Raw genomic sequence first — 16,993 nt, 5'->3', positions numbered from 1 at the left:
GGGGTTCACCAGATCCGGACGCGCTCCGACTCGTCGAGGTAGAGCTTGTCCCCCGACGAGACGTCGAAGGCTTCGTAAAAGGCGTCGATGTTGCGGATCACGCCGTTGCACCGGAACTCGGGCGGGGAGTGCGGGTCGATGGACAGCCGCCTGATCGCCTCGGCGTCGCGGGTCTTGGTGCGCCAGATCTGGGCCCAGCTGTAGAAGACCCGCTGCACTCCGGACAGTCCGTCGATCTCCGGGGGAGTGACGCCCTGTGTCGCGAGTCGGTAGGCGACGAGTGCGATCGACAGACCTCCGAGGTCGCCGATGTTCTCGCCGATGGTGAACTCGCCGTTGACCTTGTACTGCTCGTCGAGCCCCTCCGGCGTGAACTCGCTGTACTGCTCGATGAGTTTGCGTGTGCGCGCGGAGAACTCGGTCCGGTCGTCGTCGGTCCACCAATCGACGAGATTGCCGTCACCGTCGTACTTGGCACCCTGGTCGTCGAATCCGTGCCCGATCTCGTGACCGATGACGGCCCCGATCCCGCCGTAATTGGCCGCGGCGTCGGCGTCGGGGTCGAAGAACGGCGGCTGGAGGATCGCGGCCGGGAACACGATCTCGTTCATCCCCGGGTTGTAGTACGCGTTCACGGTCTGCGGTGTCATGAACCACTCGTCGTGATCCACCGGTTTGCCGATCTTGGCGAACTCGCGGTCCTGCTCGAATGACGAAGCGCGGGCGACATTTCCGATCAGGTCGCCGCGGTCGACAGTGAGCGTGCCGTAGTCGCGCCAGTGGGCGGGGAAGCCGATCTTGGGAGTGAACTTGCCCAGCTTGGCGAGTGCCTTCTCCCGGGTCGCGGGCGTCATCCACTCCAGGTCGGAGATGTTGCGGCGGTAGGCGGCCACGAGGTTGTCGATCAGCTCGTCCATCTGTGCCTTGGCCTCGGGGCCGAAGTGCTTGTCGACGTACAGCTTCCCGACGGCGAAGCCCATCGCGTCCTCGACGAAGCCGACGCCGCGCTTCCACCGGTCGCGGATCGCCTCGGCGCCGGTGAGGGTGCGGCCGTAGAAGTCGAAGTTCTCGTCGACGAACTCCGACGACAGGTAGCCCGCGGCGGACCTGAGCAGCCGCCACGTCAGCCAGGTCTTCCAGTCCTCGAGCGGCCGCGATGCAATCAACTCCGCTGCGCCGGTGATGAAGGACGGCTGTCCGACGACGACCTCGCCGAACGTTGCGTCGCCGGTCGTGCCCAGCCCGCCGAGCCACGAGTCGACATCGAATGCACCTGCGGCGCCGGTGAAGTCGGCCAGGGTCATCAGGTTGTAGGTGAGGTCGGCGTCGCGGCGACGGACCACGTCCCAGTGCTCGGCCGCCACGGCGGTCTCGAGGTCGAGGATCGTCTGTGCGCGGGCGTCGGCATCGTCGTACCCGGCGAGCGTGAACATCCGGCCGACGTGGGCCACGTAGGCGTCCCTGGTCTCGGCGTGCTTGTCCTCGCGGTAATAGGACTCGTCGGGCAGCCCGAGACCGGACTGGACGATGTGGACGAGGTAGCGGTCGGATTGCTTGGCGTCGGTGTCGACGTAGAAGCCGAAGAGGCCGCCGACGCCATGGCGCTGGAGACGGCCGAGACGGGTGCTCAACTCGTCGGTCGAACTGATCGCGGCGATCTTCTCGAGCTCGCCGCGGATCGGACCGATCCCGAGGGCGTCGATGTGATCGGTGTCCATGAACGAGGCGTAGAGGTCACCGATCTTCTGAGCGTCGGTGCCGCTCTCGGGGTCGGAACCGGCGCACGCGGTGATGATGTCGCGCACGTTCTCCTCGGCGCGATCACGCAGGACGTGGAAGGCGCCGTCCACCGAGCGGTCGTCGGGGATCACGTGGCTCCGCAGCCACTGGCCGTTGACGTGGGTGAACAGGTCGTCCTGCACGCGGACGTCGGCGTCGACCCAGCTGAGATCGATACCGGAATCGGGCGTGGTGTCTGTCTGTGAAGCGGTCACCCGTCCATCCTGGCATTGCATCCGCGATTCGTCAGCCGGCTCTGCTCGTGGCGCAATCGCTCTACCGTGGGTGTCATGACCGGAACAGCGGACGTGAGTACATATGACGTCGTCGTGATCGGCGGCGGACCGGTGGGCGAGAATGCCGCCGAGTACGCGATCAAGGGCAGCTCCCGGACGGCGGCGATCGTCGAGCACGAGCTCGTCGGTGGCGAGTGTTCGTACTGGGCGTGCATGCCGAGCAAGGGGTTGCTCGGTCCCGGCGCCGCGCTGGCGGCCGCGTCCGGGCTGCCGGGTGCGCGGGAGCGGTTGACCCAGCCCACTCCCGACGTGGATGCCGTTCTGGGGTGGCGCGACACCATCACTCATCAGCGCGACGACAGCTCCCAGGTCGAGTGGGCGTCGGGGGCGAGGATCGACGTGATCCGCGGGCACGGTCGGATCGTCGGCGAGCGGGAGGTCGAGGTTAGTCACCGCCGGATCGTCGCGCGGGAGGCGGTGGTCGTCGCGACGGGGAGCACGGCGTCGGTGCCGCCGATCCCGGGTCTGCGTGAGGCGCGGCCGTGGACCTCGCGGGATGCGACCAACATGCTCGACGTCCCGGGACGGATGGTGGTTCTCGGCGGCGGGGTGGTCGCGTGCGAGGCCGCCACCTGGCTGCTCGACCTCGGGGTCCGGGACCTGACGATGGTGATCCGCGGCGACCGCCTGCTGCCCAAGGCCGAGCCCTTCGTGGGCGAGCAGGTGGCCGCGGGACTCGTCCGGCGCGGCGTCGACATCCGGTTCGGCGCACAGATCTCGGCCGTCGAACGGCCCGACGTCGCGGACACCGGTTACGGGCGCATCCACGGGGGTGCGGCGCGGGTGACGGTGGACGAGGGGGGCGGCAGCTCGGTGCTCGAGGTCGACGAGATCCTGGTGGCAGCCGGAAGGGCCCCGGCGACAAGCGATCTGGGTCTCGATGTGCTGGGTGTCACCGACTCCGGCCCGCTGCGGGTCGACGACCACATGACCGTTCCGGGCCACCGGTGGCTCTACGCGGTCGGCGACGTCAACGGGCGGGTCGCGTTGACACACATGGGCAAATACCAGGGCCGGGTGGCCGGCGACGTGATCGCCGCGCGGGCGCAGGGACGGCCGCTCGACGGCGCACGGTTCACCGCATCGGCCGACCGCGACGCCATCCCGCAGGTGGTGTTCACCCGGCCCGAGATGGCGTCGGTCGGCAGGACTGAGGCGCAGGCTCGCGAGGACGGCGTCGACGTGGTGATCGCGGAGGCGGATATCGCCGTCGCCGGTTCGTACCTCGTGTCGCCCGACTATGCCGGTCACGCGAAGCTCGTCATCGACCGGTCGCGCGACGTCCTGGTCGGTGCCACGTTCGTCGGCGCGGACACCGCCGAACTCGTCCATTCGGCGACCGTCGCGGTGGTCGGCGAGGTGCGGATCGACCGGCTGTGGCATGCGGTGCCGTCGTATCCGACCGTCAGCGAGGTGTGGCTGCGGCTGCTCGAACAGTTGCATTGAACGCGATCTAACTGGTCTGACCACTTGACCACTTGACCGGCGGCTCGTAGCGTGGGCGCCATGCCGTTCGAGCCGATCGCACCGCGCAGCGTGCCCGAGGATGTCTACGAGCAGATCGTCGAGGGCGTGCTGTCGGGAGACCTGCCGGCAGGCGAGACGCTGCCCAGCGAACGGGAACTCGCAAAGGTGCTCGGGGTGTCGAGGCCCGCGGTCCGGGAAGCGCTGCGCCGGGTCGCGGGCGCCGGACTCGTGTCGATCAGGCAGGGGCAGGGCACCCGTGTGCTCGATCCGGTCATGACCGGCGGACTCGATCTGTTGCCGCGACTTCTGGTGCGGAACGGGCAGTTGGTCCCCGGGGTGGTGCGATCGATCGTCGAGGCTCGGGCACTGATCGGGCCGAAGGTGGCCGAACTCGCCGCGCGGCGGGCGGGCGACGACGAGGTCGAGGCTCTCCGGACCTGCGTCGAGGATCTCGCGGCCGAGTCCGACCCGGTGGCCCAACAGGTTGTCGCGCTGGAGTTCTGGAGCCGCGTCATCGACGCGGCGGACTCGATCGCCTTCCGCTTGATGTACAACTCGCTGCGGGCCGCCTACGAGCCGGCGCTGCCCGCGCTCGCGGCGGTGCTCGAACCCGAGGTCGGCAACGTCACGGGTTATCGAGCCGTGGTCGACGCGATCGCCGAGCATCGGTCGCCGGACGCCGACGTGGCGGCCCGCGCGTTGCTCGCGCCGGCGACCGCGGCGCTCCTCGAACTGTGCGAAGCGCTTGTCGACTCGTCTGGCGCCTCGGATGAGCGGCCATGAATCCATCGAGAAGTAGAGGGAAACCGCAGATGTCGTATTCGGTCGGGGAGGCCGTCGGGGTGCGGGCGCGTCGCCGCGTCGATGCCGACGAGAAAGGGTTACGGACGAGTCGCCGGAACGTCACATTACGGTCGGCCTTCGGAGAATTCGTGCGGCATCCGTCGCCGTGGATGATCGCCGGACTGCTCGTCGGCGCGGTGGTCGCCCGCGTGTGGGTCGGTCGGTGGGGGCCGGCTGACCTGCTGGTGCCGGTCGTGATGCTCGCGGTGTTCCCGGTGGCCGAGTGGCTGATCCACGTGTTCATCCTGCACTGGCGTCCCAGACGGCTCGGGCCCGTGACGCTCGATACCCTGCTGGCGCGCAAACACCGTGAGCACCACAACGATCCGCGCGACATCCCGCTGATCTTCATCCCCTGGCGGGCCCTGATCCCGGTGTTGGTCGCGGCGCTCGTGGTCGCGTTCCTCGGATTCCGCAGCGTCGAGCGAGGACTGACCTTCCTCGTCGTTCTCGGGGTCCTCGGCATCGTCTATGAGTGGACGCATTATCTGATCCACACCGACTACCGACCGCGCTCGCGTCTGTACCGGGCCACATGGCGCAATCACCGTTTCCATCATTACCGCAACGAGCACTATTGGTTCACCGTCACGACGTCCGGTACGGCCGACCGCCTGCTGCGCACGTATCCGGACCCGGCGTCGGTGCCGGCATCACCGACCGCAAAGAATCTGCACGGACGTGACACCGTGCGGTAGGGCAGCGCAGTTGCTCTCGGCGGAAATGCCGTTGCTGTCGGCGGGAATTCGGTTGCCGTCGGCGGGTCAGGACATCAGGTCGCGCAGATCGCGATCCATCGACCAGATGAGCACTTCGGCGTCGGTGCGCGCGGTCAGCGACTCACCTCCGAGGTCACCTGCGCGGACCGCGTCGCCCTCGTCGAGGCGGGTGCCTGCGAGGTCGAGGGTGCCGCGGGTGACGAAGAGGTGAGTGTGCCGTGCGGCAGGGAGGTCGATCGACGACCCGGCCGCGAATCGGGCGGCGTAGAGGGTTGCCGACCGGTTGGCGATCCGGATGGCCGAATCGCGGGCGGGGTCGCCAGACGCGATCGCGACCAGTCGGCCCGGCGAGAGCTCGTCGTCGATGTCACGCTGGTCGTAGGAAGGTGTGAGACCCGGCTCGTCGGGCATCACCCACATCTGCACGTAATGGACGGGCGCCACGCCCGCCTGGGCCCGGTGTGCCCAACGGTCGTTGCGTTCGGAGTGCTCGATCCCGGTTCCGGCGCTCATCCGTTGTGCCAGTCCGGGATAGACGATTCCGGCGTGGCCTTCCGAGTCCTGGTGAACCAGTGAACCGGACGTGACCCACGTGACGATTTCAGACTCGCGATGCGGGTGTGTAACGAAGCCTTCACCCGGCGCGACGATTTCATCGTTATTCACCAACAGAACACCGAAATGGGTGTTGGATGGGTCGTAGTGATCGCCGAAGGAGAAAGCATGGCGGGACGTGAGCCACTCGGTCGTCGTTACCGCACGGTCTCCGGCCGGAATCACTCGAAAGTCCATGCCACATTATGGGCAGACTCCGCGCCGGTGACGCCGTCGTCTGTGGGCCCCGTCACGTCGTCAGAACTCCGAGACCCGATCGTGACCGCTCGGATCCCCGAATGGAAGCTGGCGGCATCGAAATCCAGTGTGACAAGAGTGAAAATTGAGACTATGAAGATCTGGGCGAAGCGTGCGCCGAAGATGGCCTGCGCAGCGGCAACCTGCAGCGTCGCCGTCGTCGTGCTCAGCGCATGTGGCATCGGCGGCGGGGACGACAACGGTGTGGCCGGTGCGGCCAGACAGTTCGCCGCCGCGATGGAACGGCAGGACGCCGGTGGCGCCGCCGGGTTCACCACCGCGCCGGGGCAGGCAGGGGAGGCGCTCACCCAGACTCTGCAGGCGATGAACGCCGAGCACGTCGACGTGAACGTGGTGAAACCCGTGGAGTACAGCGACGGGACCGCGTCCTTCTCCTTGAAGACGACATGGCGATGGGCCAAGGACCGCACCTTCGTGACGACCAGCTCGGGTACTGCGCGGCATCTGTCGACCGGGTGGAAACTCACCTGGGAGCCGTCGATCATCTATCCCGGGCTGCCCTATGGCGGTCAGCTGCGCGAGATCCGCACCGATGCGACTCCGGCCCCGACGGTTCGCAGCCAGTCGGGCAAGACGTTCATGTACCTCCAGCCGGTCAACGAGATCATCCTCGATCCGAACCGGACCAAGGACGTCAACCAGTCCGCGCGGGCGTTGGCCCGTACCCTCGCGCCGATCGCGCCGCTGGTGACGACCCAGGTGATCTCGGAGAAGCTCGCGCAGTCCCAGGGCAAGCCGATCACTGCGGTCACGCTGCGTGATCCCGACATGGAGGTCATGACGTCCGATCCGGGCACGGTGCCGGGCGTGACGGTACGCAAGGCGGGCATGCTCGTGATGGCCGATCGTCGGCTGTCGTCGCCGCTCGAGCCCGGTCTCACCAACTACTGGCAGGCGATCCGGGACGCGACCGCCGGGTGGCAGGTCCAGATGGTCGGTCCGGGCATCAAGCCCCGCAAGCTGGCAGGCGACCAGGGCCCGGCGGGACCGAGCGTGGACACCACCATCGACCAGAATCTGCAGCTCACCCTCGGTGATGCAGCTGTGGAGGTCGGGCAGCCCGCCACCATCATGGCCCTCGACGCCGGCAGCGGGGCGATCCTCGGCATGGCTCAGAACAGCTACGCCGTCGAACGCGGCATCAACGCCGATTCGGTTCATCCGGTGGGCAGCACGCTCAATCCCGTGCTGGGCGAGGTCGATCGGACGGCAACGGCCAACCAGGAATCCAACGACGCCATCATGGATCGGCTGGGTCTCGGTGTGCAGTTCACCGTCCCCGGTGCCAGCGCGCCGACGGCCGATCAGCCGGGTGTGACCACGGTGGACTTCCGCCCCGGCGACCTGAACGCCTCGATGATGAACATGGGCGCACTGGGCGTCGCGCTGGCGCGCAGCTCGATGGGCCAGATGAGCTCGGTGCCGCCGTTCGTGATCAAGGGTGCACCGACCAACATCGTCGGCGGCAAGCTCGGCGAACTCGACGCCGCGACGACGGCACCGATCCTGCAGGCGATGGCGACCACCGCCAAGACCGGCGACGCCAGCGACCTGACCGGGGCACCCGGCCTGCGGGCGCTCGTCGGCACCAACGGCCCGCAGGGGCCGGGCTGGTTCCTCGGCCTGCAGGGCGGCAAGGTCCTGGTGATCTACTGCGAGGGCGACAAGTCGGGCACTGCGGCACTGCAGGTCGCGCAGAAGTACTTCCGGATCAGGTAGTCAGGCAATCCGGCGCCGGGCGACGAACCCGGCGGCCGCGCGCCATCCGATGAGGAAGACACCGAGCGAGATGGTGGCGACGATGATGAAGCTGACCGCGACTCCCTGGTGGAGCAGGTAGCGCAGGATCATGCCGACCGCGACGGTGCAGAACCAGATGACCACGCCCGCGGGGACGATCTGCTCGGGCCGGAAGTCGTGGCCGAACCAGTCGCTCGACCGGACGTGGGAGAACACGTAGGCGATCGACCAGCCGGCGGCCGCGCCGACCGCGAACGGCCACAGCGTCTGAAGAATCCCGACGACCGCGAGGCCTTCCTCGTGGCTGGACCGGCCGATGAGAACGAACACGGTCACCGCGACGAGGTCGATCACCGCGGTCGCCGGCATGGGCAGCGACCGGTGCGACGTCGGTGCGGCGTCCGCGGCGACAGGCGTGGACCTCGACATGGTTGTCACGGTAGCGGGTCGTCGGGTCTGCGGGAACTCTCCCCGCCCGCGTCGGGCTCGGTCGTCTGATCCGGCGTGCCGTCGTCGATGTCGTGTTCCATCTCCTCCTCGAGCGTCTCGCCCTTGCGGAAGCTGTTGCGGAACATCACCAGCACCACGACCCAGCCGATCGCCGCGACCAACACGTAGCTGATCAGCCGGTAGACCAGGACCGCGGTGATGGCGTCGGCGGCAGGCATCCCGGCGCTGGTCAGGGCGGGCACCAGGACGGCGTCGACCACGCCGATCCCGCCGGGCAGCAGCGGGATCGCGGTGCCCACCGCCTTACCGGCCGCGTAGGCGACCATCAGGCCCGCGATGCCCGGGTGGGCACCGACGGCCCAGCAGGCGAACGCCAGGCAGGCGACGTCGGCGACCCAGTTGAACATGCTCCAGGCGAACGAGATCGTCAGATCGCGCCGGGACAGCTGGACGGCACGCAGCTGCTCGAGGACTTCGACGACCCGCTCATGTCCATGATGCTTCGGCTTGTTGCGGATCTGGTTCAGCCAGTCGAGGATGCGCAGGAGCGTGCTCTGCAGCGACTCGGGGTGGCTGGCGAGGTACTGGAACACCACGACCACCGCGATGAACCCGACGACGGAGAAGAACACGGAGAACGGACTGGTCTTGGCGCCGGCGAGGAGCGCACCACCGAAACCGAGCACTGCGAGCCCGACACCGGCCAGCAGGCCCGACATCACGACCTGCCAGGACGCGACCACGGGCGTGGCGCCCCATTTGCGGGTCTCCCGGTACACGAACGCGGGCGAGAGCACGGGGCCGCCCGGCATGGTCTGGCTCACCGAATTGGAGGCCAGGACCACCGAGAGCGACTGCCACTGGGTGACCCGGACACCCGCGGATCGCAGCAGCGCGCGCTGTACCTGGGCGAAGCTGTCCATCGACAGGAGCGCGGCGAAGATACTCGCCACGATCCACACCCAGTCGAGGTCGCCGATCCGGTGCCACGCCTCTTCCAAGCTGGGCGAGATGAGGACCACCTCGACGGCCAGGACCGCCACCACGACGGTCAGCAACACCCACCGCAGCCACCAGAAACGCCGACGGGGCGCGACGCGCCCCGCTTCTGGTCTGTCGGTCGACATAGCCCACACCATATCCACAGCTAGGCTGGCACCTGTGAGCGATGCCGACACCGCCGGCCGCGCGCGGGACGATGATGCCCGCGACCGAGGCGCCCAGGTCCGTGCCGACGATGGTCGTGGAGGCCGCATCGGAAGCCCGCTGAACGTGGCCGTCGTCGATCGCGAGAAGGTCCATCCGCTGGTTCGGGCCGGTGCGGAATGGGGCTGGCGACTGCTGGTCATCGCGGCAGTCGTCTACGTGCTGCTGATGGCCTTCCAGGAGTTCGAGGAAGTGCTGGTGCCGGTGGCCCTGGCGATTCTCGGCGCGGCGATGCTGGTGCCGGTGGTGGACTGGCTGGATCGTCACCGCGTGCCCCGGTCGCTCGCGGTGCTGATCACGATCGTCGTGGCGCTGGGTCTGCTCAGCCTGGTGATGACATTCGTGGTGCAGGAGTTCATCCGCGGCTTTCCCGAACTGACCAAGCAGATCACCGTCACCATCGATCGCTCGCGCGACTGGCTGGTCGACGGCCCGCTGAAGGTCGACGACGACCAGGTCAGCAACATCGGCAACGACATCACCGACTTCCTCCAGCACAACCAGGACAAGGTCACCAGCGGTGCCCTGGCGACCGCCACCACGGCAACCGAGATCGTCACCGGCGCGTTGCTCACGGTCTTCCTGCTGATCTTCTTCCTCTACGGCGGCGGACAGATCTGGACGTTCGTCACCAAGCTCGTGCCGCACGAGACGCGTGGTCGGGTGCGGGCCGCGGGCACCGCCGGGTTCGGCACACTCGTCGGCTATGTGCGCGCGACCGTGGCAGTGGCGTTCGTCGATGCCCTGGGCATCGGCGTCGGCCTGGCGATCCTCGGTGTCCCGCTGGCACTTCCGCTGGCGTCACTGGTGTTCCTCGGGGCCTTCATCCCGATCGTCGGCGCCCTGGTGACGGGCACTCTGGCCGTGGTGGTCGCCCTGGTCACCCAGGGCTGGATCGCGGCGGTCATCTCCCTGGCCATCGTGGTCGGGGTGATGCAGGTGGAGAGCCATGTGCTGCAACCGTTCCTGCTCGGCCGGTCGGTACGACTGCATCCGGTCGCCGTGGTGCTCGCGATCGCGGCCGGGATCGTTTCCGCCGGCATCGTGGGAGGTCTGCTCGCGGTGCCGCTGATCGCTTTCGGCAACACCGCGGTTCGGCATCTGGCCGGCAGCTCGGTACGGGCACGCGAGCGAATCGATGGCGCCACCGGCCCGCTCTACACCGCCGAGCCCGACGAGCCGAAGTGGGATCGTCGGGCCGCCGTCGACGAGGCGGAGTCGGGTGAGGATGACCGGCCGGACCAATCAGGGCGGTCGGACACGGGCGACGACGTGACATCCACGGAGCAGACGCCCCGCGACGACGGGTGAGACGCAGGTGATCTCCCGTCGAGTGTCCGAACCGCGTGATCCCGGCCGGGCGCGCCTGCTCGCCACGGAGACCGACACCGACCCGGTCGGCCCGTTGTGGCGCGCCGCGCAGCTGTTCCGGTTTCTCTCGTACCTCTATGCCCTCGGCTTCCAGATCGCCGTCAACGATGACCTCCGCCACGACGATGTGGCATGGGCGCTGTTCGGTGTGCTCTCGGCCTGGTCGCTCGTCAGCGGCATCGCCTACTACGCGGGCTTCGGCCGTAATCGGTACTGGGTGGGGGCCGATGTCGCGGTCGCCTGTGGCCTGATGCTCACCACGTCGTATGTGGCCGACACGGCTTGGGCGTTGAACAATCAGACGTGGCCGACCACGCTGTGGGCGGTCAACGCGGTCATCTCGGTTGCGCTGCTCGCCGGACCGATCTGGGGCATGGGGTCGGGTCTGCTGGTCGGCGGCACCAGTGCATTCGTGAAGGGCGCATTCGACCTGAACCTCGGTCGCAACGCGACGATCATCATCATCGTGGCGACCGGCATGGCGGTCGGGCTCGCGGCGGTGATCGCGCGGCGTGCCCACGCCGTCCTGGTCCGGGCGGCAGGCATCGCCGCGGCCACCGAAGAGCGCGAGCGGCTGTCGCGCGAAGTGCACGACGGGGTGCTGCAGGTACTCGCGCTGATCGCCAGACGCGGCCGGGAGATCGGCGGTCCCACCACCGAACTCGCCGAGCTGGCGGGTGAGCAGGAGCGGGCGTTGCGCAAACTCGTCTCCGACGCAGACCGGATCGGCATCTCACGCACCGGCATCTCCCGCACCGGCACCGAGCGGACGGCCGACCTCGGTGCGATCCTGCGGAGGTCGGCCACCGAGCGGGTGTCGGTCAGCGCACCCGCGACGCCTGTGGTCGTCGATGTCGTTGTCGCCGAGGAGATCCGCGCGGCGGTACGGAACGTGCTCGACAATGTCATCCATCATGCGGGTGCGTCCGCACAGGCCTTCGTGCTGCTCGAGGATCTCGGTGATCGCGTGGTGGTGAGTGTGCGCGACGACGGGGTCGGGATCCCGGCCGGCCGGGTCGAGGAGGCCAGACGCCAGGGGCGCATGGGGATCTCGACGTCGATTGTCGGCCGCGTGGAGGCGCTCGGTGGGACGGCGATACTCGATTCCGGACCCGGCGCCGGCACCGAATGGGAACTGACGATTCCGGTCGAGCGGGAGGCCTGATGGCGACCACGGACAGTACAGCCGACGACGCACGGACCGGTGCGCCGGACGCAGGGTCGGCCCGCGCGGTACGGGTGATGGTGGTCGATGACCACCCGATCTGGCGCGACGGCGTGGCCCGGGACCTCGACGACGAGGGCTTCGAGGTGGTCGCGACCGCCGACGGGGTGGGTAGTGCCCGGCGTCGGGCCGCCGCGGTGACACCCGATGTCGTACTGATGGACATGCAGCTGCCGGACGGGACCGGGGCGGATGCGACGGCGGCGGTGCTCGAGGTGTCGCCGTCGTCACGGGTGCTGGTGCTGTCGGCCTCCGATGAGCGCGACGACGTCCTCGAGGCCGTCAAGGCCGGGGCGAGTGGATATCTCGTGAAGTCGTCGTCGAAGGCGGAGCTGGTGGCCGCAGTGCGTGCGATCGCCGACGGTCAGGCGGTGTTCACGCCGGGACTCGCGGGCCTGGTCCTGGGTGAGTACCGGAGGATGTCGGCCGAACCCGATCCCGGCCACCTCCGGCCCTCACTCACCGATCGCGAGACCGAGGTGCTGCGTCATGTCGCAAAGGGGTTGAGCGCCAAGCAGATCGCCACGAGACTGTCACTGAGTCACCGCACCGTCGAGAACCATGTGCAGGCCACCCTGCGCAAGCTGCAACTGGGCAACCGGGTGGAGCTCACGAGGTACGCGATCGAGCACGGGTTGGACGAGTGAGGGGTCGGATGCCCGGCGGTCAGGTCTCCGGGTGACTCCGGACGATCATCACCGGGCAGGGCGCGACGTGTAGAACGGCTCGGCTGGTGGAGCCCAGCAGCAACCCGCGGAACCCGCCACGGCCACGGCTGCCGAGTACCACGAGTTGTGCGCCCTCAGCGGCCTCCAGGATGCGCTGTGCGGCCGGCTCGGCGGCGACGACGGTTTCGACCTCGACGTCGGGGTGGTCTTCGCGATGCCCGGCCACTTGTTCGCCCACCAACTCGATGGCTTCCTCGTGCAGCTGCCGCAACAGCTGTTCGGCCTGGCCGTAGAACATCTGGCTGGTGAACCCGGGGTAGCCGTGTACGGCGACGACGGAGGTGTTCAACAACGACGCCTGCTCGAGCGCGTGCCCGATCGCTGCCTTCGACACCGGCGAACCGTCGACGCCGACCACCACCGGTCCGGTCGCAGGCGAATCTCCGCTGATCACCACGACCGGGCAGTCGGCATGGGCGGTCACGTTGGTGCTGACCGAGCCGAGCAGCAGGCCCCGCACCCCACCGAGGCCGCGGCTGCCCATCGCGAGAAGGTGTGCGTGGCCCGAGACCTCCCGCAGCACGAGCGCGGGTTTGCCGTCGACCACGCGGCCCGTGGTGGTGACGCCCGGCGCCAGCTCCTCGGCGAGTGTGGTGGCGTCCTGGACGACCTTCTCCGCGTCGACGCGCAGAGCGTCGACGACACCCTGTTTGAACACCACGCCGCGTGCGATCTCGGCGGTGGGTTTCTCGAGTGCCTGCACGATTGTCAGCGGCCGCTTCTCCCGATCGGCTGCCGCGGCCGCCCAGCGCAGCGCTCCGAGTGATGTCTCCGAACCGTCCACCGCTGCGACGATCGGTACATCCAACGCGGACATGTGAGTGCCTCCTCGCGTGCAGGTCGGGCCGTGTGGTCCCCCCGCTCCGTCGTCAACGTGCGACGACGGTCATGCGATTCGTGCCGGGGCCGCGACCCAACCGGTGTACGACCCCTCGGGCCAAACGTAACCCGATCGGCTCTCGCACCGCGCGGGATTGACGACTCCGGCGAGCATTGGCGGCTCCGGGGAGCTCAGCTGTCCGAACGACTGCGCCGCAACAGGTCCTGCACGCTGATCTGCGAACCGTCCCCGTCGGCCTCCGACCGGGCGTGCCGGTCCGATCCGCGGCGCCGGCCGTCCTGGGACGGACGTTCGTCGCCGTCGGCGGACGGGTGCGAGTCGCTCAGGCCGCGGTCCATCGGCGATCCGCCGGAGCGCGGCGACGGCGAAGCGGAGCGGTGCCCCTCGGGCGACAACGACGCGGCCAGCGGACGCTTGCCGGTGGTGTCGAGCGCGGGACGTCGACCGAGCGGTGAATCGTCGCGCCCCGGGTTGGCCTGCGGCGGTACCGGTCCGGGACCGGGATGCGACGTCGGTGCGCCGGGTGGCGTCCGCGGCTGCTGCGGTGGCTTGGGTGGCGGTCCGGACGGACGCACGGTGGCCGGCTGCGACGCCGACGGGCGGGCCGGTTCATCGGCGGCCAGACGGATACCGCCTGCGCCGAGACGCCAGCTGCCGGTGTCCGGTCCCGACGAACGATCGCGCGCGGTCCGCCCGAGGCGCGGGGCAGGTGGCGCTGCCGGGGCCGGGGGTGCGGTGGCGGGCCGTCCCTGCGGGCCCGAGGGCGGGGCGGACGGGCCGACGCGTGCTCCGCTCGCCGGTGCCGCGGATGCGCCCGGTTGAGGGCCGGCGGCCATGTCGGGGCGGGGTGCAGGCGGTCGGCCGGGAGCGGGGGCCCCGCGGTCCGGTGCCCGACGGTTCGACCGCGCCTGAGCCGCCTGAGCTGATTGGGCCGCCTGAGCTGATTGAGCGGGTTGGGCTGGTTGAGCAGGCTGGGCGACGGTCCGGGCCGGCTGGGCCGCCGTCCGGTTCGCCTCTGGGCGCGTCGTCGCACGTGCGGCGGTCTCCGGACGCGCGACGGCGCGGGGTGCTGCCGACATCGCCGAGGTGGGTGCCTCGGCCGCCAACGTGCCGACCGACCGCGAACGGGCGGCCACGGCACCGTCACGGAGTTCGTCGGGCTCGTCGTCGAGAACGGTCTCGCCCAGGCCGATCTTCTGCTGGAGCACACGCATCCAGCGGGGCGCCCACCAGCAGTCGTCGCCGAGGAGCTTCATCACCGACGGCACCAGGAGCATACGGATGATGGTGGCGTCGAGGATGAGCGCTGCGATCATGCCGTACGCGATGTACTTCATCATGACGATCTCGGAGAGGCCGAACGCCCCGGTGACCACCACGAGGATGGCTGCGGCGGCCGTGATGATGCGGCCGGTGTGTGCGGTACCGACGCGTACCGCCTCAGTGGTGGACGCGCCCTTCTGTCTGGCCTCCACCATTCGCGACAACAGGAATATCTCGTAGTCGGTGGACAGGCCGAACACGATCGCGATGATCAGCACCAGGACGGCGGCGAACAGCGGGCCGGGCGTGAAGTTCGCGATGCCGGCACCGTGCCCGTCGACGAAGATCCAGGTGAGGATGCCCAGCGTGGCGCCGAGGCCGAGCGCGGACATCAGTGCCGCCTTGATCGGGAGCACCACCGACCCGAATGCCAGGAACATGAGGAATCCGGTGACCAGCACCAACAACACGGCCATCAGCGGCAGCCGCGACATCAGCGCGTCGATCGAGTCCTGGGTGAGCGCGGGGGTACCGGCCACCCACATCTTCAGGCCGTGCGTGTCGATGCCGCGCAGTTCCTTGATGGCCTCCGCGGCGGTGTCCCGGTTCACCAGACCTGCCGACATCTGGATGACCGGTGGCCCGTTGTCGCCGTACTGGCCGGTCAGCGCGCCGTTGTCGGCGGACGGACTGAACTGTTTGGTGAAGCCCGGGATCTTGTTGGCCTCGTTGGCGATGTCGTTGATCTTGTCGCCGCTGTCGTTGTCGTTCGGGTCATACGCGACGACCAGCTTGATCTCTTCGGTGCGTTCGGTCGGGAAGTACTTGTCGAAGTTCTCCTGGGCGACCCGGTTCGGGTTGTCGGGCGGCAGGTAGGCCTCGCTGATGCCGCCGAACTTGATGCCGCCGAACGGGATGGTCAGCACGAGCAGGATCAGCACCGTCGGTACCGCGGTGGCGATCGGGTGGCGCATCACCCAGCCGGACAGGCGGCCCCAGAAGCCGTCCTCGACCTCCTGGCGGGTCTTGGTGCGGCGCAGGAAGGGCAGACCCAGCGCGTCGATCCGCTTGCCCAGGATGCTCAGGATCGCAGGCAACACGGTGAGGGACAGGATGGCGGCGAGCGAGACCGAGGCGATCGCGCCGTAGGCGACCGACTTCAGGAAGCCCTGCGGCATGATCAGCAGACACGCCAGGGCGGCGACGATGATGGTCGCCGAGAACACCACGGTCTGCCCCGCGGTCATCACGGTTCTTCGTACCGCGGCCTTGGTGGAATATCCCTCCGCGAGTTCCTCCCGGAAGCGACTCACGATGAACAGGCCGTAGTCGATCGCGATGCCCAGCCCGATCAGGGTGACCACCGACTGGGCGAAGATGTTGAGCTCGGTGATCTGGGCGAGCACCTTCATGATGCCCAGCGAGCCCGCGATGGTGAGACCACCGATGAGGACCGGAAGACACGCAGCGACCACACCGCCGAAGATGAAGAAGAGCATGATCGCCACCAAGGGCAGCGCGATCACCTCGGCTCGGTGGATGTCCTTGTCCATGCCGTCGGCCATACTGCCTGCCACCGGCTGCAGGCCCGCGAGTTCGAAATTCGTCCCCTCGAGGTTGAATCTCTCCGGGATGTTGTCGAAGGACGGCTGAATCGTCTTGTAGTTCTGCAGGACCGTCGTGTCGTCGTCGCCCTTGACGCCGATGCTGATGAACGCATGTGTCTTGTCCGGACTGAATGTCCTGGCCCGGATGGTGTCCTGGGCCGCCTTCGACGTCGCGCTCTGATCACGCAGGTAGAACGGGTCGATGAGGCCTGGATCCTCGCGATTGACCACGTCGCCGTGCTGGGAGATCAGGTCGTCGACGAAGTTCTCCACCTTCGCGCCGAATTGCGGGTCGTCGACCTTGGTGCCCGCGGGCGGGGTGATGAGCAGGATGACGTCCGAGCGGTGATCTCGGCCGAGCGCGGTGTCGGCGACGACCGAACCCTGCGACGACTCCGAAGTCGGATCGAACCAGCCGCTCTGGCTGAGATGCTTCGACAGGTCGAGGCCGTAGAGTCCGAGCCCCGCCATGAGGGCGATGAGTACGCCGATGACGGCGAAGCGCATTCGATAGACGAAAGTGCCGATGGCTCCGAACACGCCGTGGTTCCTTCCTCGTCGCGGGATCTGGGTCGTCGGGTCGGG

13 protein-coding genes are annotated in these 16,993 nt (G+C 68.5%); 7 read left to right on the top strand and 6 right to left on the bottom strand.

The annotated features are described in order from the left end of the window. Positions 1–5: 5 nt before the first annotated feature. Entirely contained in the window at positions 6–2,015 is a 2,010-nt protein-coding gene (locus IDF66_RS10245) for a M13 family metallopeptidase (protein WP_190266758.1), read from the bottom strand. A gap of 54 nt (positions 2,016–2,069) precedes the next feature. Between IDF66_RS10245 and IDF66_RS10240 the strand changes: the two genes are divergently transcribed. The 3 genes from IDF66_RS10240 to IDF66_RS10230 are packed head-to-tail and all read left to right on the top strand — an operon-like array spanning position 2,070 to position 5,083. Next, entirely contained in the window at positions 2,070–3,521 is a 1,452-nt protein-coding gene (locus IDF66_RS10240) for a dihydrolipoyl dehydrogenase family protein (protein WP_190266757.1), read from the top strand. 60 nt (positions 3,522–3,581) lie between these two features. Then, positions 3,582–4,325: a FadR/GntR family transcriptional regulator gene (locus IDF66_RS10235; protein ID WP_190266756.1), complete on the top strand. Its 744-nt coding sequence runs from the start codon at positions 3,582–3,584 to the stop codon at positions 4,323–4,325. 29 nt (positions 4,326–4,354) lie between these two features. Next, on the top strand, positions 4,355–5,083 hold the full coding sequence (locus tag IDF66_RS10230) for a sterol desaturase family protein (protein ID WP_190266755.1): 729 nt from the start codon (positions 4,355–4,357) through the stop codon (positions 5,081–5,083). Between the two features lie 66 nt (positions 5,084–5,149). Here IDF66_RS10230 and IDF66_RS10225 read toward each other — a convergent pair whose 3' ends face one another. After that, complete coding sequence (locus IDF66_RS10225; protein WP_190266754.1) at positions 5,150–5,896, bottom strand: pirin family protein; 747 nt, start codon at positions 5,894–5,896, stop codon at positions 5,150–5,152. Positions 5,897–6,049: 153 nt separating this feature from the next. On the opposite strand from IDF66_RS10225, the gene IDF66_RS10220 reads away from it, so the two are divergent. Then, positions 6,050–7,696 (top strand): NTF2-like N-terminal transpeptidase domain-containing protein, encoded by a 1,647-nt coding sequence (locus tag IDF66_RS10220; protein WP_190266753.1) that lies wholly within the window; start codon positions 6,050–6,052, stop codon positions 7,694–7,696. On the opposite strand, the gene IDF66_RS10215 is transcribed toward IDF66_RS10220, so the two are convergent. Together IDF66_RS10215 and IDF66_RS10210 are read right to left on the bottom strand one after the other, a co-directional pair. Continuing rightward, on the bottom strand, positions 7,697–8,146 hold the full coding sequence (locus tag IDF66_RS10215; RefSeq protein ID WP_164308180.1) for a DUF3054 domain-containing protein: 450 nt from the start codon (positions 8,144–8,146) through the stop codon (positions 7,697–7,699). Positions 8,147–8,151: 5 nt separating this feature from the next. Next, on the bottom strand, positions 8,152–9,294 hold the full coding sequence (locus tag IDF66_RS10210; protein ID WP_164308181.1) for a lysylphosphatidylglycerol synthase transmembrane domain-containing protein: 1,143 nt from the start codon (positions 9,292–9,294) through the stop codon (positions 8,152–8,154). 127 nt (positions 9,295–9,421) lie between these two features. Here IDF66_RS10210 and IDF66_RS10205 point away from each other — a divergent pair, with 127 nt between their 5' ends. From IDF66_RS10205 to IDF66_RS10195, 3 genes are all read left to right on the top strand, one after another. Continuing rightward, the gene (locus IDF66_RS10205; RefSeq protein WP_317628706.1) at positions 9,422–10,684 is read left to right on the top strand and encodes an AI-2E family transporter; all 1,263 of its coding nucleotides are present in this window, start codon (positions 9,422–9,424) and stop codon (positions 10,682–10,684) included. 22 nt (positions 10,685–10,706) lie between these two features. Then, positions 10,707–11,909, top strand: coding sequence for a MacS family sensor histidine kinase (gene macS / locus IDF66_RS10200; RefSeq protein ID WP_317628650.1), 1,203 nt, complete (start codon positions 10,707–10,709; stop codon positions 11,907–11,909). Positions 11,910–11,986: 77 nt separating this feature from the next. Further along, positions 11,987–12,616 carry a response regulator gene (locus tag IDF66_RS10195; RefSeq protein WP_190267429.1) on the top strand — a complete coding sequence of 210 codons (630 nt, stop codon included), beginning with the start codon at positions 11,987–11,989 and terminating at the stop codon, positions 12,614–12,616. Positions 12,617–12,635: 19 nt separating this feature from the next. On the opposite strand, the gene IDF66_RS10190 is transcribed toward IDF66_RS10195, so the two are convergent. Together IDF66_RS10190 and IDF66_RS10185 are read right to left on the bottom strand one after the other, a co-directional pair. Continuing rightward, positions 12,636–13,514, bottom strand: coding sequence for a universal stress protein (locus IDF66_RS10190; RefSeq protein WP_190266750.1), 879 nt, complete (start codon positions 13,512–13,514; stop codon positions 12,636–12,638). Between the two features lie 194 nt (positions 13,515–13,708). Beyond that, entirely contained in the window at positions 13,709–16,948 is a 3,240-nt protein-coding gene (locus IDF66_RS10185) for an MMPL family transporter (protein WP_190266749.1), read from the bottom strand. Positions 16,949–16,993: the final 45 nt, after the last annotated feature.

Source organism: Gordonia hankookensis, assembly GCF_014673215.1.
In the GTDB taxonomy this organism is placed as follows: domain Bacteria; phylum Actinomycetota; class Actinomycetes; order Mycobacteriales; family Mycobacteriaceae; genus Gordonia; species Gordonia hankookensis.
This window is presented reverse-complemented; position numbering and strand designations above follow the sequence as displayed.

What these genes read in the sequence shown, in the direction of transcription:
- IDF66_RS10230 (WP_190266755.1), top strand. Translation starts at nt 4,355, where the DNA reads ATGTCGTATTCGGTCGGGGAGGCCGTCGGGGTGCGGGCGCGTCGCCGC.
- IDF66_RS10240 (WP_190266757.1), top strand. Translation starts at nt 2,070, where the DNA reads ATGACCGGAACAGCGGACGTGAGTACATATGACGTCGTCGTGATCGGC.
- IDF66_RS10190 (WP_190266750.1), bottom strand. Translation starts at nt 13,514, where the DNA reads ATGTCCGCGTTGGATGTACCGATCGTCGCAGCGGTGGACGGTTCGGAG.
- IDF66_RS10225 (WP_190266754.1), bottom strand. Translation starts at nt 5,896, where the DNA reads ATGGACTTTCGAGTGATTCCGGCCGGAGACCGTGCGGTAACGACGACC.
- IDF66_RS10215 (WP_164308180.1), bottom strand. Translation starts at nt 8,146, where the DNA reads ATGTCGAGGTCCACGCCTGTCGCCGCGGACGCCGCACCGACGTCGCAC.
- IDF66_RS10220 (WP_190266753.1), top strand. Translation starts at nt 6,050, where the DNA reads ATGAAGATCTGGGCGAAGCGTGCGCCGAAGATGGCCTGCGCAGCGGCA.
- IDF66_RS10210 (WP_164308181.1), bottom strand. Translation starts at nt 9,294, where the DNA reads ATGTCGACCGACAGACCAGAAGCGGGGCGCGTCGCGCCCCGTCGGCGT.
- IDF66_RS10245 (WP_190266758.1), bottom strand. Translation starts at nt 2,015, where the DNA reads ATGCAATGCCAGGATGGACGGGTGACCGCTTCACAGACAGACACCACG.
- IDF66_RS10195 (WP_190267429.1), top strand. Translation starts at nt 11,987, where the DNA reads ATGGTGGTCGATGACCACCCGATCTGGCGCGACGGCGTGGCCCGGGAC.
- IDF66_RS10235 (WP_190266756.1), top strand. Translation starts at nt 3,582, where the DNA reads ATGCCGTTCGAGCCGATCGCACCGCGCAGCGTGCCCGAGGATGTCTAC.